This is a genomic window from Streptomyces sp. Tu 3180, assembly GCF_009852415.1.
Lineage (GTDB): Bacteria > Actinomycetota > Actinomycetes > Streptomycetales > Streptomycetaceae > Streptomyces.
Window position 1 is genome coordinate 947,083 of the sequence record NZ_WOXS01000002.1, and the last position, 14,365, is coordinate 961,447.

Genomic DNA, 14,365 nt, shown 5'->3' on the forward strand with positions numbered 1-14,365 from the left:
CGGCTCAGCTCCCGGCGATGAGGGTGACACCGAGGACGATCATGGTGGTGGCGACCAGGGCGTCCAGGACGCGCCAGGCGGCCGGCCGGGCCAGGAAACGGCTCAGCAGACGGGCGCCGAACCCGAGCGCGGCGAACCAGCAGACGCTGGCCAGCACCGCGCCGAGGCCGAAGGTCCAGCGCAGCGGGCCGTGGTCGGCGGCGACCGAGCCCAGCAGGAACACCGTGTCGAGGTAGACGTGCGGATTGAGCCAGGTCATCGCGAGGCAGGTGAGCACGGCCCGGCGGCGCGACCGCGCGGACTCGCCCTCCGCCTCCAGCCCGGTCCCGGCCGGCCGGACGACCCGGCGGGCGGCCAGGGCGCCGTAGCCGAGCAGGAACGCGCCGCCGATCCAGCCGACCGCCGTCAGCGCGCCGGGCCACGCCACGACCACCGCGCCGACCCCGCCGACGCCCAGGGCGATGAGCGCCGCGTCGGACAGCGCGCAGATGCCGACGACGGCGAGCACGGCGTCGCGGCGGATGCCCTGGCGCAGCACGAAGGCGTTCTGGGCGCCGATGGCGACGATGAGGGAGAGGCCGGTGCCGAAACCGGCGGCGGCGGTGGTGAGGGTGCTGTTCACGACGAGGACGCTACGGGCCGCACCACCGTGCAGTACAGCTAAGGATTCTTACGTACCCTTAGCCCTCGTGATGACGGATCTTCCCCTGGACCAGGTGCGGACCCTGCTCGCGGTGGTGGACGAGGGGACGTTCGAAGCGGCGGCCGCCGCCCTCCACGTGACGCCCTCGGCGGTGAGCCAGCGGGTGAAGGCGCTGGAACAGCGCACGGGGCGGGTGCTGCTGCTGCGCACCAGACCGGTGCGCCCGACCGGGTCGGGCGAGGTGCTGGTGCGGCTGGCCCGCCAGGTGGCCCGGCTGGAACGGGACGCGTACGCCGAGCTGGGGCTGAGCGGGGCCGGGGAGCCGACCCGGGTGTCGGTGGCGGTGAACGCGGACTCGCTGGCGACCTGGTTCCTCGGGGCCCTGACCCGTGTGCCGCCCGAGGCGCGGCTCTGCTTCGAACTGCGCCGGGAGGACGAGGCCCACACGGCGGCCCTGCTGCGGGAGGGGACGGTGATGGCCGCGGTGACCTCGTCGCCGGACGCGGTGCCGGGGTGCTCCGTGCGGTACCTGGGGCGGATGCGCTATCTCCCCGTGGCGGAACCGGGGTTCGCCGCACGGCATCTCGCCGGGCCGCTGCGGGAGGTGCTGCCGCCCGCGCCCGTGGTGGTGTTCGACCGGAAGGACGACTTCCAGGACGGCTTCGTCCGCCGGCTCACCCGCGGACGTGCCGAGGCGGGCCCGCTGCGTCACTACGTCCCGACGTCGGAGGGCTTCGTCGAGTCCGTCGCCGCGGGCCTGGGCTGGGGCATGGTCCCCGAGGCCCAGGCCGGCCCGCTCCTGCGCACCGGCCGCCTCACGGTCTTCGCCCCGGACCGCGCGGTCGACGTCCCCCTGCACTGGCAGCAGTGGAAGCTCGACTCCCCCGCCCTGGCGACGGTGGCCGGCACGGTCGCGGCGGCGGCGCGGGAGGCCCTGCGGGGCTGAACCCTCGTTCGGACCGGGGCGGACCGGGGCGGATCAGGCCGGACCGGGGGTCGCGTGCGGTCCGAGCCGGGCCTCGGCGCTGTCCAGGAGCATGTCCAACGCCGTCGGGTAGGCACTGGTGACCATCCGGGCGGCCAGGAGCGGGGCCGCTTCGGCGATGCGGGGGTGGGTGGCGGCGGGGAGGCGGGCGTAGGTCGAGCGCCACATGTCCTCGTCGGCCCGCCGCGAGGCGCTGGGCAGGGCCAGGGACGCGGCGTCGAGGGCGGCGAAGGCCAGGGTGGTGTCGATGAAGGCGTGGTAGACGCGGACCGTCTCCGGCAGGGGGAAGCCCGCGGAGCGGAGCACGTCGAGCACCGCCTCGTCGGCCGCCAGTTCGTTCGCGCGGCCGGAGACGCGGCTCGCGGTGAGGACCGCCGCCTGCGGGTGGGACAGGTAGGCCGTGTGGATGCGCAGCCCGACGGCCCGCAGGTCGGCGCGCCACCGTCCCGTGGGGCGCCAGCCGTGCAGCGCCCGGCCGATGAGCGCGTCACCGAGGGCGAGGATCAGCTCGTCCATCCCGCGGAAGTAGCGGTACAGGGTGCTCGGGTCGCAGTCCAGGGCGAGGCCCAGACGACGGGCGGTCAGCCCCGCGCCGCCGTGCTCGCGCAGCAGCCGCAGCGCGGTCTCGACGATCAGCGTCTCGGACAGGACGCGGCCGCTCCTGGTGGGCCGGCGGCGCCGGCGCCGCTCCTCGGGGACCACGGGTTTCGGCATCGCCGTCTCCTTCCGCCGGGGTCTTATGCCAACGCCATTGACCTTACGTCGGCGCGGGGCGTTGTATCTCCGGCCAGGGGCCCCCGACACATCCGCCGTCCACGAGGACGGACCCGAGGAGAAAGGGAGTGCTTCGTCATGCGTGTACTGCTCGTGGGAGCGGGTGGAGTGGGAACCGCCGTCACCCGGATCGCGGCCCGGCGGCCGTTCTTCGACCTGATGGTCGTGGCCGACCGCGCCCCGGCCCGGGCCGGGGCGGCGGTCGCGGCCCTCGGCGGGGACGGCGCCCGCTTCCGCGCCGAACGCGTGGACGCCGGCGACGAGGCGCAGGTGACCGCGCTGCTCGAGCGGCACGGCTGCGACGTCCTGCTCAACGCCACCGATCCCCGGTTCGTGATGCCGCTGTTCGGTGCCGCGCGCGTCGCCGGCGCCACCTATGTCGACATGGCGATGTCCCTGTCCCGGCCGCACCCCGAGCGGCCGTACGAGGAGTGCGGGGTCAAGCTCGGCGACGAGCAGTTCGCGCAGGCCGACCGGTGGGCCGGGGCGGGCGCGCTGGCGCTGGTCGGCATGGGGGTGGAGCCCGGTCTGTCGGACGTCTTCGCCCGGTACGCCGCCGACGAACTCTTCGACGGCATCGAGGAGATCGGCGTCCGCGACGGCGCGAACCTCACGGTGGACGGCTACGGCTTCGCGCCGTCCTTCAGCATCTGGACCACCATCGAGGAGTGCCTGAACCCGCCCGTGGTGTACGAGGCGGGGCGCGGCTGGTTCACCACCGAGCCCTTCAGCGAGCCGGAGGTCTTCGACTTCCCCGAGGGCATCGGCCCGGTGGAGTGCGTGAACGTCGAGCACGAGGAGGTGCTGCTCGTCCCGCGCTGGGTCGACGCGCGCCGCGTCACCTTCAAGTACGGCCTGGGCCGGGAGTTCGTCGACACCCTCCGGACGCTGCACCTGCTGGGCCTGGACCGCACCGAACCGGTGACCGTGCCCGGCCCCGCGGGCCCGGTGGAGGTCTCGCCCCGGGACGTGGTCGCCGCCTGTCTGCCCGACCCGGCGGCACTGGGCGACCGGATGCGCGGCAAGACCTGCGCCGGCACCTGGGTGCGGGGCGTGAAGGACGGGGCGCCGCGGGAGGTGTACCTGTACCACGTGGTCGACAACGAGTGGTCCATGGCGGAGTACGGCTGCCAGGCCGTGGTCTGGCAGACCGCCGTCAATCCGGTCGTGGCCCTCGAACTGCTCGCCACCGGCGCCTGGTCCGGCACCGGGGTCCTCGGCCCGGAGGCGTTCCCGGCGAAGCCGTTCCTGGACCTGCTGACCGCCTACGGCTCACCCTGGGGCATGCGCGAGCAGTGACACCTCGCAACCGTTCCGCTGTTTCGCCGTGAGCCGACAGGTGACCCGATGAGGAGCAAGGCATCCAAAGGGTGCACATCCACTCCGATCGCAGGTGACTTTTCGATGGACAACTGGCGAAACCGTGCGGCCTGCAGGACCGAGGACCCGGACCTCTTCTTCCCGATCGGCACCTCCGGACCGGCCCTGCTGCAGACGGAGCAGGCCAAGGCCGTGTGCCGCCGCTGCCCCGTGCAGGAGCAGTGTCTGCAGTGGGCGCTGGACACGAGTCAGTCCATCGGGGTGTGGGGCGGCACGAGCGAGACGGAACGGCGTGTGCTCAAGCGGCGCGCCGCCGCACGGCGCGGCTCCGGCTGACCCTCCTCCACCCCGGTGCGACGGCGGCCGGCCGCGGCCCCTCCGGCGATCAGCGGCCGGTCCGGCGCAGTGGCCCCCAGGGCTGTTCCTGGCGGGCCACTTGCGTCTGCGCCTCGTCGATCACGCCGAGGTCGATCCAGCACAGCGGCCGGACGTCGGTGACCAGCGGCTCGTTGTCGGGGCCGCGGCCGGCCTCCCGGCCCTTGAGCACCCAGGGGCGTACGCCGTGGCCCTTCTCGTGCGGCAGGTGCGCGTAGTCGTGCAGCCTGCGGGCCACCCACAGTTCCACCGGGCGGTCCCTCCACCACTCCTCGACGTCGAGGGGGTTGGCGGACAGCCCCGGCATGGCCACTCCGGTCAGGTCGTCCTTGCTGGACACGGAGCGCAGGTCGGTCGCGGGCCCCCGGGACCAGCGCACGTACAGGCCCCGGTCGCGCTCGACCCGTGCCGTGAGCTCGGCGAGCGACTCCACCACCGGCAGATCGTCCGATGCACTCATGGATGACCTCCCTCCACGACGTCAGGCGGACGTAGTACCCGCCCGACACGATCGGAACCGGGTCCTCCGCCCGCACGCGTCGGGGTCCGGCCCCGGGCGGTGCCCGCCGTGCCGGTCCCGGCGCACGGCAGTACGCTCGCCGGACACCACCGGAAGGGGCCGATCATGAGCGTGCGCGTGCGCCGTGTCCACGAACCGCCCGAGCCGGACGACGGGGTCCGCGTCCTGGTCGACCGGTTGTGGCCGCGCGGCGTGTCGAAGGACGCGGCGCGGGTCGACGAGTGGCCCAAGGGCCTGACCCCGTCGACCGGGCTGCGCCGCTGGTACCACGCGGGCGAGGGATCGTACGAGGAGTTCCGCGAGCGTTACGAGGCGGAGCTGGCCGCTCCCGAGGCCGCCGGGCTGCTGGAGCGGGTGCGCGAGCTCGCCGGGAAGGGTCCCGTGACGCTGCTGACCGCGTCCAGGACACCGGAGCGCAGCCACGCCGGGGTACTGGCCCGCCTCCTCGAGGACTGAGGGGCGGGCCGCACCGCGTTCCCTACGCCGTCTGTCCGGCCGCCGCCCGCCCCGCCGCGCGGCCGGAGAAGAGGCAGCCGCCGAGGAAGGTGCCCTCGAGGGCGTTGTAGCCGTGGACGCCGCCGCCGCCGAAGCCCGCGACCTCGCCGGCCGCGTACAGCCCTTCGACCGGCCGGCCGTCGGCGCCGAGCGCGCGGGAGTCGAGATCGGTCTGGATGCCGCCGAGGGTCTTGCGGGTGAGGACGTGCAGCTTGACCCCGATCAGCGGGCCGGCCGCCGGGTCGAGGAGGCGGTGCGGCGCGGCGACGCGGCCGAGGCGGTCGCCGGGGTAGCGGCGGGCGTTGCGGATGCCCTGCACCTGGGCGTCCTTGCTGTACGCGTTGCCCATCTGGAGGTCCCGGGCCTCGATCTGGCGGCGGAGGCCGGCCGCGTCGAGCAGGGGCTCGTCGGTGAGCGCGTTCATCCTCTCGACCAGCTGCTCCAGGGTGGGGGCGGTCACGAAGTCCGCGCCGTTGCGCAGGAACGCGTCCACCGGTCCGGGGGCGCCCTTGCCCAGGACCCGTTCGCGCAGGAACCCGACCCGGTCCTTGGCGGTGATGTCGGGGTTCTGCTCGGAGCCCGACAGCGCGAACTCCTTCTCGATGATCTTCCGGGTGAGGACGAACCAGGAGTGGTCGTACCCGGCGATGTCCTCGGTGGTGCGCAGGTGCTTCAGCGTGCCGAGGGTGTCGTAGCCGGGCAGGCAGGGCTCGGGCAGGCGGCGGCCGAGCGCGTCGAACCACATCGCGGACGGTCCGGGCAGGATGCGGATGCCGTGCCCGGGCCAGATCGGGTCCCAGTTGTGCAGGCCCTCGGTGTAGTGCCACATGCGGTCCCGGTTGACCAGCCGCGCGCCCGCGCGGGCGCTGATGTCGAGCATCCGCCCGTCGACGTAGGCCGGGACGCCCGTGACCATCTCGCGGGGCGGGGTGCCGAGCCGTTCGGGCCAGTGGCGGCGGACGATGTCGTGGTCGGCGCCGATGCCGCCGCTGGCGACGATCACGGCCTGGGCGGTGAGCTCGAACTCGCCGACCGCCTCGCGGCCGGAGGCGACACCGCGCGGTGCGTCGTCCTCGGCCAGCACGGCGCCGCGCACCCCGCGCGCGGCGCCGTCCTCGACGACCAGTTCGTCGACCCGGTGGCGGTGGTGGAAGGTGAGCAGTCCGTCGCGCGCGGCCTGCCGGGCGTACCGGACGAAGGGTTCGACGACACCGGTTCCGGTGCCCCAGGCGATGTGGAAGCGGGGCACGGTGTTGCCGTGCCCGTCCGCGCGGAGGTCGCCGCGCTCGGCCCAGCCGACCGTGGGCAGGAACCCGATGCCGTGCCCTTCCAGCCAGGACCTCTTCTCCCCCGCCGCCCACTCGACGTAGGCCCGCGCCCAGCGCACCCCCCAGCTGTCCTCGTCGTCCAGCCGGTCGAAGCCCGCGCTGCCGCGCCAGTCGCTCCAGGCCAGGTCGAAGGAGTCCTTGATGCCCAGGCGCCGCTGCTCCGGGGAGCCGACGAGGAACAGCCCGCCGAAGGACCAGAAGGCCTGGCCGCCGAGGTTGGCGGCGTTCTCCTGGTCGACCAGGGCGACCCTGCGGCCCCTGCTGGTCAGTTCGTGGGCCGCGACCAGGCCCGCGAGGCCCGCTCCGACGACGATGACGTCCGCATCCATGGCGAGAGGTCCCTTCCTCATCCGCGCCCGTGCGCGGCCGGCTCGGCACTGCCGTCGGTGAGCAGCGCGGTCAGCAGTTGTTTCAGCCAGGCGCGGGCGCCCGCGACGTCCCGGTCCAGCAGCAGTCGGGTGGTGACGCCGTCGTACGCGGCGACCACGGCGTGCGCGGCGCCGTCCGCGTCGCCCAGCACGGCGGGCAGTTCGGTGTGCCCGCGGGCCCTGGCCAGCCGGTCCGCGACGGTCCGCCGCAGCCGGGCCCGGTGCTCCAGCAGTGTGCGCGCCACGTCCGGGTCGCGGGCGGCGTGCACCAGGAAGTCCGTCTTGACCAGCAGCCAGTCCCGGTCGAGCAGCAGCGCCTCGGTGACCCGGTCCACGGCGGCGGGCACGTCGAGGTCGGGGCCGTCCGCGGCCAGGGCCGCGGAGACCTGATCCGCGATCAGCTCGGCGCGCTCCGCGTACAGGGCGAAGAACAGCTCGTCCAGGCCGGCGAAGTTGGAGTAGAAGGCGCCCCGGGTGTAGCCGGCGGCCTCGCAGACCTCCTCGATCGAGACGTGCCCGAACCCCTTGGCCGCGAACACGGAGAACGCCGCCCCGAGCAGGTTCGCGCGCGTGCGGGCACGGCGCCCGGTCACGCGCCCGGTCGTGCCGTCCGCCGCCACGTCCGCCCCTCCGTCCTCCCGGTTCCTGCGTTCGATACGGGAACGTATCCGATACACCGGCGTATCCGAAGATCCTGGAGCGGTGGAACTTCGCCGCCCCGCTCCCCCGCACCGGGCCGCGCCTCCGGGCGGGGGCGGCGACGGGCGCGGGCACGGAGCGACCGGCGGGCACCGGCCGTCCGGAGCCGCCGGGATCCGGCCCGCCGCCTCCGCCGTCCTCCCGACCTGCTTTCCTGGTGCCGGGAACCGGGACGAGGGAAGCGGGGCGACCATGCGGGCGGATGTGCGGCACGTGGCGGAGGGCACCTATCTGGTGCACGGCACGAACACCAACTGGGTGATCCTCAGCGAGGGGGACGCCGTCACGCTGATCGACACCGGCTACCCCGGCGACCGCGAGGGGCTGCTCGCCTCCCTGGCCGAGGTGGGGAGTTCACCGGAGGCGGTGGCGGCCGTGCTGATCACCCACGCCCACAGCGACCACCTGGGATCCGCCGAGTACCTGAGCGCCGCGTACGGCACTCCCGTGTACGCCCACAAGGCGGAAGTCCCGCACGCCCGGCGGGACTTCCTGCACCAGGTGACCGTCGGGCAGGTGCTGCGCAACGGCTGGCGGCCGGGCGTGCTGCCCTGGGCGGCGCACGCCCTGCGCTCCGGCGGGACGGCGGACGTGGCGGTCACGGCGCCCGAGGCGTTCCCGGAGCCGGGTCCGCTGGACCTGCCCGGCCGGCCCGTGCCCGTGCACACGCCCGGCCACACCGCCGGGCACTGCGCGTTCCACCTGCCGCACATCGGAGCGGTGGTGTCGGGCGACGCCCTGGTGAGCGGCCACCCCACCTCGCGGGTCGAGGGGCCGCAGATGCTGACGGACATGTTCCACCACGAGCGCGCCACCGCCGTGGCCTCACTGGACGTCCTGGCCGAACTGGACGGCGGCCTGCTGCTGCCCGGGCACGGCCCGCTGTACGAGGGGTCCGTCCGGGACGCCGCCCGGCTGGCCCGGGAACGCGCGCAATAGGGTGAGGTGACGACCGCCCGGGAACCGCCCAGGAGAAGAGGACACACCCGCCATGGCACTGCAGATCAACGCCACCAACCCGGAGCACCCCGCGCTCCTGTTGGCACTGCCGTGGCACCTGCCGCTGGAGGAGTGGCCGGAGGAGTACCTGGTGCCGCTGCCGCGCGGCATCTCCCGGCACGTGGTGCGCTACGCCCGCGCCGGCGACGAGGTGATCGCGGTCAAGGAGCTCGCCCAGCGGCCCGCGCTGCGCGAGTACGAACTGCTGCGCGACCTGGACCGGATCGGCATTCCCGCGGTGGACCCGCTCGCCGTGGTCACCGGCCGCACCGACCGCGCCGGGGAGCCGCTGGAGAGCGTCCTGGTCACCCGGCACCTCGGCGGTTCGATGCCGTACCGGTCGATGTTCGAGACGACGCTGCGGCCGGCCACCATGCACCGCCTGATGGACGCGCTCGCGGTGCTGCTGGTGCGGCTGCACCTCGCCGGGTTCGCCTGGGGCGACTGCTCGCTGTCCAACACGCTGTTCCGGCGCGACGCGGGCGCCTACGCCGCCTACCTGGTGGACGCCGAGACCGGCGACCTGCACCCGGAACTGAGCACCGGTCAGCGCCAGTACGACCTCGAGCTGGCCCGCGTCAACATCAGCGGCGAGCTGCTGGACCTGGAGGCCTCGGGCGCGCTGCACCCGTCGGTCGACCCGATCGACTTCGGCACCGAGATCTGCTCCCGCTACCAGGGCCTGTGGGAGGAGCTGACCCGCACCTCCGTCTACCCGGCGGGTAAGTACCACTACATCGAGCGCCGCATCCGCCGCCTGAACGAACTCGGTTTCGACGTGGCCGAGATGCAGATCGAGCACGCCTCCAACGGCGACACGGTCACCTTCGTCCCCAAGGTCGTCGACGCCGGTCACCACCAGCGGCAGCTGCTGCGCCTGACCGGGCTGGACGCCGAGGAGAACCAGGCGCGGCGGCTGCTGAGCGACCTGGAGAGCTGGATGGCCACCCAGGACGACTACGCCCCGGGCGAATCCCCGGGGCCCGCCCCGAGGTCCTCGCCCACCGCTGGGTGCGGGAGGTGTTCCGCCCCACCGTGCGCGCCGTCCCGCCGGAGCTGCGCGGCGCGATGGACCCGGCGGAGATCTACCACGAGCTCCTGGAGCACCGCTGGTACCTCTCCGAGCGGGCCCAGCACGACATCGGTCTGGACACGGCGGTCGAGGACTACATCAGGAACATCCTGCCGAAGGCCCGGGACACGCTGCAGCCCGCGACCGACTGAGGCGGGGCCGGCCTCAGGCCTGCGGCACCACGGCCACCGGGCAGTCCGCGTGGTGCAGCACCCCGTGGGCCACCGAGCCGATCCGGGCGCCGACGGCCGTGCGGTGGGCGCGGCGCCCGACGACCATCAGCTGGGCCGTGCCGGCCACCGACAGCAGCACCTGGCCGGCGCTGCCCATCTCCACGTGCTCGACCACGTGCACGTCCGGGTGGCGCTCCCGCCAGGGCGCGAGCGCCGCCGCGAGGGCCTTCTGCTCGTACGGCTCCAGCCCGCCGGCCTCGTCGAGCATCTGGAGCGAGGCGGAGCTGTAGGCGAACATCGGCGGCAGGGTCCAGGCGCGCACGGCGCGGACGGTGGCCCCGCGCCGTGCGGCGGTCTCGAAGGCGAAGCCGAGCGCGGCGGCGCTGTCCTCCGGGTCGCCGTGCTGGCCGACGACGATCTCGCGCCCGGCGACCTCGCTCGACGGCTGGTCCCCGGCCCGGACGAACACCACCGGCCGCCGGGCCTCGACGATCACCTGCTGGCCGACCGAGCCGACCAGGAAGCCCATGATCCGCCCGTGCCCGCGCGAGCCGAGCACCAGCATCTCGGCGTCCGCCGCGACACCGACCAGGGTCTCGACGGGGTCGCCCTCGAGGACGTCCGTCGTCACGGCGAGACCCCGGTGCCGTTCGGCGACGGTGCGGGCCGCCCCGCCGGCCGACTCGCGCGCCCACCGCTCCTGCGTGGCGGCGTCACCCGTGTCCACCGCGTCGTGCGCCTGGAACCGCCAGGCGTGCACCACCCGCAGCGGCAGCCCGCGGCGCACCGCCTCCCGCGCCGCCCAGGCCAGCGCGGCGAGGCTCTCCTCGGTTCCGTCGATCCCTGCGGTGATCGGGCGCGTCATGCGGTTCCTCCCGGTGTCGTGTCCACTCAGCGCGCACCAGTCTCCCCCACACCACCGCCACGGCCCTCGCACAGGAGCGGGCGAGGCCGCCCGTCTGCCCGCGCCCCGCGTGCGGCTCGCGCATACCCGAGCGGACCGGCGCGATCGAACATACGATGGGCCTGGTCGGCGCGGCGGCCGCGGTCGCACCCGGAAGGCCGCCGTGCCGGGATTCCGACCGCTCCACGTGGGGGACGCATGGCACAGGCCGCCGACGCGGCGCGGACCGTCATCATGACCGTGGACGACGACCCGGGCGTCTCCCGCGCCGTGGCCCGGGACCTGAGGCGGCGCTACGGGGCGTCGTACCGGATCGTGCGCGCGGAGTCCGGCGAGTCCGCGCTGGACGCGCTGCGCGAGCTGAAGCTGCGCGGGGACCTCGTCGCGGTGATCCTCGCCGACTACCGGATGCCGCGGATGAACGGCATCGAGTTCCTCGAGCAGGCCCTGGACGTGTACCCGGGCGCGCGGCGGGTGCTGCTGACCGCGTACGCGGACACGGGCGCGGCGATCGACGCGATCAACGTGGTCGACCTGGACCACTACCTGCTCAAGCCGTGGGACCCGCCCGAGGAGAAGCTCTACCCGGTCCTCGACGACCTCCTCGAGGCGTGGCGGCGCAGCGACCACCGGCCCGTGCCCAGCACCAAGCTGGTCGGGCACCGCTGGTCGGCGCGCTCCTCGGAGGTGCGCGAGTTCCTGGCCCGCAACCAGGTGCCGTACCGCTGGTACTCCTCCGACGAACCGGAGGGCCGGCGGCTGCTGACGGCCGCGGGCGAGGACGGCCTGCGGCTGCCGGTGGTGATCACCCCGGAGGGGACGGCGCTGGTGGAGCCCGAGCCCGTGGACCTCGCCGCGCACGTGGGGCTGGCGACGACACCGACGGCCGACTTCTACGACCTGGTGGTGATCGGCGGCGGACCGGCCGGGCTGGGCGCGGCGGTCTACGGCGCCTCGGAGGGGCTGCGGACCGTGCTGGTGGAGCGGTCGGCCACGGGGGGGCAGGCCGGGCAGAGCTCCCGGATCGAGAACTACCTCGGCTTCCCCGACGGGGTGTCCGGCGCGCAGCTCACCGAGCGGGCGCGGCGGCAGGCGGCGCGGTTCGGCGCCGAGATCCTCACCGCGCGCGAGGTGACGGGACTGGAGGTCAACGGGTCCGCACGGGTCGTACGGTTCTCGGACGGCTCGTCGGTGGCCGCGCACAGCGTGATCCTCGCGACCGGCGTGTCGTACCGGCAGCTGACGGCACCGGGCTGCGACGACCTGATCGGCTGCGGGGTGTTCTACGGGTCGGCGCTCACCGAGGCGGCCTCCTGCCAGGGGCAGGACGTCCACATCGTGGGCGGCGCCAACTCCGCCGGGCAGGCGGCCATGTACCTGGCCCGGGGCGCCAAGTCGGTGACGCTGCTGGTGCGTGGCGAGTCCCTGACGGCGTCGATGTCGTACTACCTGATCCAGCAGATCGACGAGGCCCCCAACATCTTCGTGCGCACCGGCACGGTCGTGGAGTCCGCGCACGGTGACGGCCGTCTGGAACGGCTGACGCTGCGGGACGTCGGGAGCGGCGAGACGGAGTCCGTCGACGCGCAGTGGATGTTCGTGTTCATCGGCGCGGCCCCGCTGACGGACTGGCTCGACGGGACGGTGCTGCGGGACGCCGGCGGGTTCATCCTCGCCGGACCGGACCTCACCCCCGACGGCCGGCCGCCCGCGGGCTGGGAGCTGGACCGGCCGCCGTACCACCTGGAGACCAGCATTCCGGGCGTGTTCGTGGCGGGCGACGCGCGCGCGGAGTCCGCGAAACGGGTCGCGTCCGCCGTCGGAGAGGGAGCCATGGCCGTGATGCTCGTCCACCGGTACCTGGAGCAGTCGTGAGCGGGCGGCCGATGCCCTGCAGCCCGCAGGAGATCGGTTCGCTGTTCCTGTTCGAGAAGCTCGCCCCGGAGCAGCTCGGACGACTGTGCGCCGAGGGGCGGGTGGAGCGGTTCGAGCCCGGTCCGGTGTACGCGGAGGGCGATCCGGCCACGTGCTTCTACGTGATGCTGGAGGGCACCGTCGTGCTGTCCCGCCGGGTCGGCGGGGACGACGTCGAGGTCAACCGGACGTCCCAGCGCGGGGTGTACGCGGGTGCCATGCAGGCGTACCTCGGGGACCGGGTGCCGCAGGTCTACAACAACTCGATGCGGGTGACCGAGCCGACGCGGTTCTTCGTGCTGCCCGCGGACACGTTCGCGGGCATCATGCAGGAGTGGTTCCCGATGGCGGTCCATCTGCTGGAGGGGCTGTTCTTCGGTTCGAAGAACACCCAGCGGGCCATCGGGCAGCGGGAACGGCTGCTGGCGCTCGGCTCGTTGTCGGCCGGGCTGACGCACGAGCTCAACAACCCGGCCGCGGCGGCCGTGCGGGCGACCGCGACCCTGCGGGAGCGCGTGGCCAAGATGCGGCACAAACTGCGGGTGATCTCGACGGGCACGTACGAGCCGGAGACGCTGGCGAACCTGATCGAGATCCAGGAGCGCACGGCCGAACGGGTCGCCAAGGCCCCCTCGCTCAGTCCCCTCGAGGCGGCGGACCGCGAGGACGTCCTCTCCGACTGGCTCGACGACCACGGCATCGCCGAGGGCTGGCGGATCGCCCCCACCTTCGTGCAGGCCGGGCTCGACGCGGACTGGCTGGACCAGGTCGTCGCCGCCGTGGACGAGGATCTCCTGCCCGGCGCGGTCGGCTGGCTCAACTACACGGTCGAGACCGAGCTGCTGATGGACGAGATCGAGGACGCCACGACCCGCATCTCCCACCTGGTCGACGCCGCCAAGCAGTACTCCCAGCTCGACCGCGCCCCCTACCAGGTGGCCGACGTGCACGAACTCCTCGACAGCACCCTGCTGATGCTGTCGGGCAAGATCGGGCAGCGGATCCAGGTCGTGAAGGAGTACGACCGCACGCTGCCGAGGATCCCGGCGTATCCGGCGGAGCTCAACCAGGTGTGGACGAACCTGATCGACAACGCGGTCTCCGCCATCGACGGCGCGGGAGGCGACGGCGGCACCCTGACCGTGCGCACCGCGCGCGACCACGACCGGCTGCTGGTGGAGTTCCGCGACACCGGGACCGGGATCCCGCCGGAGATCCGCGACCGCGTCTTCGACCCTTTCTTCACCACCAAGCCGGTGGGCGAGGGCACCGGGCTCGGCCTGGACATCTCCTGGCGGATCGTGGTCAACAAGCACCGCGGCACCCTGCGGTTCACGTCCGAGCCGGGCGACACCCGCTTCCAGGTGCTCCTTCCGCTCACCGCGCGGTCCCCCGACGACAGCCCCGAGGAGCAGGCATGACCAGCGACCACGCCATCGACCCGAGCGTCCCGCCGAGCGGCGCGGGGTGCGCCGACTGCGACGCCGCCGGGGGCTGGTGGTTCCATCTGCGGCGCTGCGCGCAGTGCGGCCACGTCGGCTGCTGCGACAGCTCGCCGGGCCGGCACGCCACCGCGCACCACGAGGCGACGGGGCATCCCGTGATCCGCAGCTACGAGCCCGGCGAGGACTGGTTCTGGAACTACGCCACCGGTGAGCTGTACGAGTCCGGTCCCGAGCTGGCGCCGCCGGTCAGCCGTCCGGCGGACCAGCCGGCCCCGGGCCCGGCGGGGAGGGTCCCGGCGAACTGGGCCGAGACGCTGCGGCGCTGAGGTCCGGCGCCCGGCGCCGTCGTCA

The 14,365-nt window shown here is 74.0% G+C and carries 14 protein-coding genes and 1 pseudogene; 9 read left to right on the plus strand and 6 right to left on the minus strand.

What is annotated here, in order from left to right; translation table 11 throughout:
* Window positions 1–4 precede the first annotated feature (4 nt).
* On the minus strand, window positions 5–622 hold the full coding sequence (locus GL259_RS05130) for a LysE/ArgO family amino acid transporter (protein ID WP_159529574.1): 618 nt from the start codon (window positions 620–622) through the stop codon (window positions 5–7).
* A 70-nt stretch (window positions 623–692) separates the two neighbouring features.
* On the opposite strand from GL259_RS05130, the gene GL259_RS05135 reads away from it, so the two are divergent.
* The gene (locus tag GL259_RS05135) at window positions 693–1,589 is read left to right on the plus strand and encodes a LysR family transcriptional regulator ArgP (RefSeq protein ID WP_159538407.1); all 897 of its coding nucleotides are present in this window, start codon (window positions 693–695) and stop codon (window positions 1,587–1,589) included.
* A 33-nt stretch (window positions 1,590–1,622) separates the two neighbouring features.
* Here the strand turns inward: GL259_RS05135 and GL259_RS05140 are convergent, their stop codons facing one another.
* Window positions 1,623–2,342: a TetR/AcrR family transcriptional regulator gene (locus tag GL259_RS05140; RefSeq protein WP_159529576.1), complete on the minus strand. Its 720-nt coding sequence runs from the start codon at window positions 2,340–2,342 to the stop codon at window positions 1,623–1,625.
* Window positions 2,343–2,480: 138 nt separating this feature from the next.
* Between GL259_RS05140 and GL259_RS05145 the strand changes: the two genes are divergently transcribed.
* Together GL259_RS05145 and GL259_RS05150 are read left to right on the plus strand one after the other, a co-directional pair.
* The gene (locus GL259_RS05145) at window positions 2,481–3,701 is read left to right on the plus strand and encodes a saccharopine dehydrogenase C-terminal domain-containing protein (RefSeq protein ID WP_159529578.1); all 1,221 of its coding nucleotides are present in this window, start codon (window positions 2,481–2,483) and stop codon (window positions 3,699–3,701) included.
* Between the two features lie 105 nt (window positions 3,702–3,806).
* Entirely contained in the window at window positions 3,807–4,058 is a 252-nt protein-coding gene (locus tag GL259_RS05150) for a WhiB family transcriptional regulator (protein ID WP_159529580.1), read from the plus strand.
* A 49-nt stretch (window positions 4,059–4,107) separates the two neighbouring features.
* Here the strand turns inward: GL259_RS05150 and GL259_RS05155 are convergent, their stop codons facing one another.
* Window positions 4,108–4,557 carry a DUF6098 family protein gene (locus GL259_RS05155; RefSeq protein WP_159529582.1) on the minus strand — a complete coding sequence of 150 codons (450 nt, stop codon included), beginning with the start codon at window positions 4,555–4,557 and terminating at the stop codon, window positions 4,108–4,110.
* A 165-nt stretch (window positions 4,558–4,722) separates the two neighbouring features.
* On the opposite strand from GL259_RS05155, the gene GL259_RS05160 reads away from it, so the two are divergent.
* The gene (locus tag GL259_RS05160) at window positions 4,723–5,073 is read left to right on the plus strand and encodes a DUF488 family protein (RefSeq protein WP_159529584.1); all 351 of its coding nucleotides are present in this window, start codon (window positions 4,723–4,725) and stop codon (window positions 5,071–5,073) included.
* 22 nt (window positions 5,074–5,095) lie between these two features.
* Here the strand turns inward: GL259_RS05160 and GL259_RS05165 are convergent, their stop codons facing one another.
* Both GL259_RS05165 and GL259_RS05170 read right to left on the minus strand, forming a co-directional pair.
* Window positions 5,096–6,769, minus strand: a complete 1,674-nt coding sequence (locus GL259_RS05165) for an FAD-binding dehydrogenase (RefSeq protein ID WP_159529586.1) — start codon at window positions 6,767–6,769, stop codon at window positions 5,096–5,098.
* A gap of 17 nt (window positions 6,770–6,786) precedes the next feature.
* The gene (locus GL259_RS05170; RefSeq protein ID WP_159529588.1) at window positions 6,787–7,428 is read right to left on the minus strand and encodes a TetR/AcrR family transcriptional regulator; all 642 of its coding nucleotides are present in this window, start codon (window positions 7,426–7,428) and stop codon (window positions 6,787–6,789) included.
* Window positions 7,429–7,699: 271 nt separating this feature from the next.
* Between GL259_RS05170 and GL259_RS05175 the strand changes: the two genes are divergently transcribed.
* Window positions 7,700–8,446 (plus strand): MBL fold metallo-hydrolase, encoded by a 747-nt coding sequence (locus GL259_RS05175; RefSeq protein WP_159529590.1) that lies wholly within the window; start codon window positions 7,700–7,702, stop codon window positions 8,444–8,446.
* Window positions 8,447–8,498: 52 nt separating this feature from the next.
* Window positions 8,499–9,730 (plus strand): annotated as a pseudogene (locus tag GL259_RS05180) (DUF4032 domain-containing protein).
* A 13-nt stretch (window positions 9,731–9,743) separates the two neighbouring features.
* Here GL259_RS05180 and GL259_RS05185 read toward each other — a convergent pair.
* Complete coding sequence (locus tag GL259_RS05185) at window positions 9,744–10,616, minus strand: universal stress protein (RefSeq protein ID WP_159529593.1); 873 nt, start codon at window positions 10,614–10,616, stop codon at window positions 9,744–9,746.
* 237 nt (window positions 10,617–10,853) lie between these two features.
* Between GL259_RS05185 and GL259_RS05190 the strand changes: the two genes are divergently transcribed.
* The 3 genes from GL259_RS05190 to GL259_RS05200 are packed head-to-tail and all read left to right on the plus strand — an operon-like array spanning window position 10,854 to window position 14,340.
* A complete protein-coding gene (locus GL259_RS05190; RefSeq protein ID WP_159529595.1) occupies window positions 10,854–12,530 on the plus strand; it encodes an FAD-dependent oxidoreductase in 1,677 nt (558 codons plus the stop codon).
* Window positions 12,527–13,990, plus strand: a complete 1,464-nt coding sequence (locus GL259_RS05195; RefSeq protein ID WP_159529597.1) for an ATP-binding protein — start codon at window positions 12,527–12,529, stop codon at window positions 13,988–13,990. Before GL259_RS05190 ends, GL259_RS05195 begins: the two co-directional genes overlap by 4 nt.
* On the plus strand, window positions 13,987–14,340 hold the full coding sequence (locus GL259_RS05200; RefSeq protein WP_159529599.1) for a UBP-type zinc finger domain-containing protein: 354 nt from the start codon (window positions 13,987–13,989) through the stop codon (window positions 14,338–14,340). The genes GL259_RS05195 and GL259_RS05200 overlap by 4 nt, the downstream gene beginning before the upstream one ends.
* The last annotated feature ends 25 nt before the right edge of the window (window positions 14,341–14,365 follow it).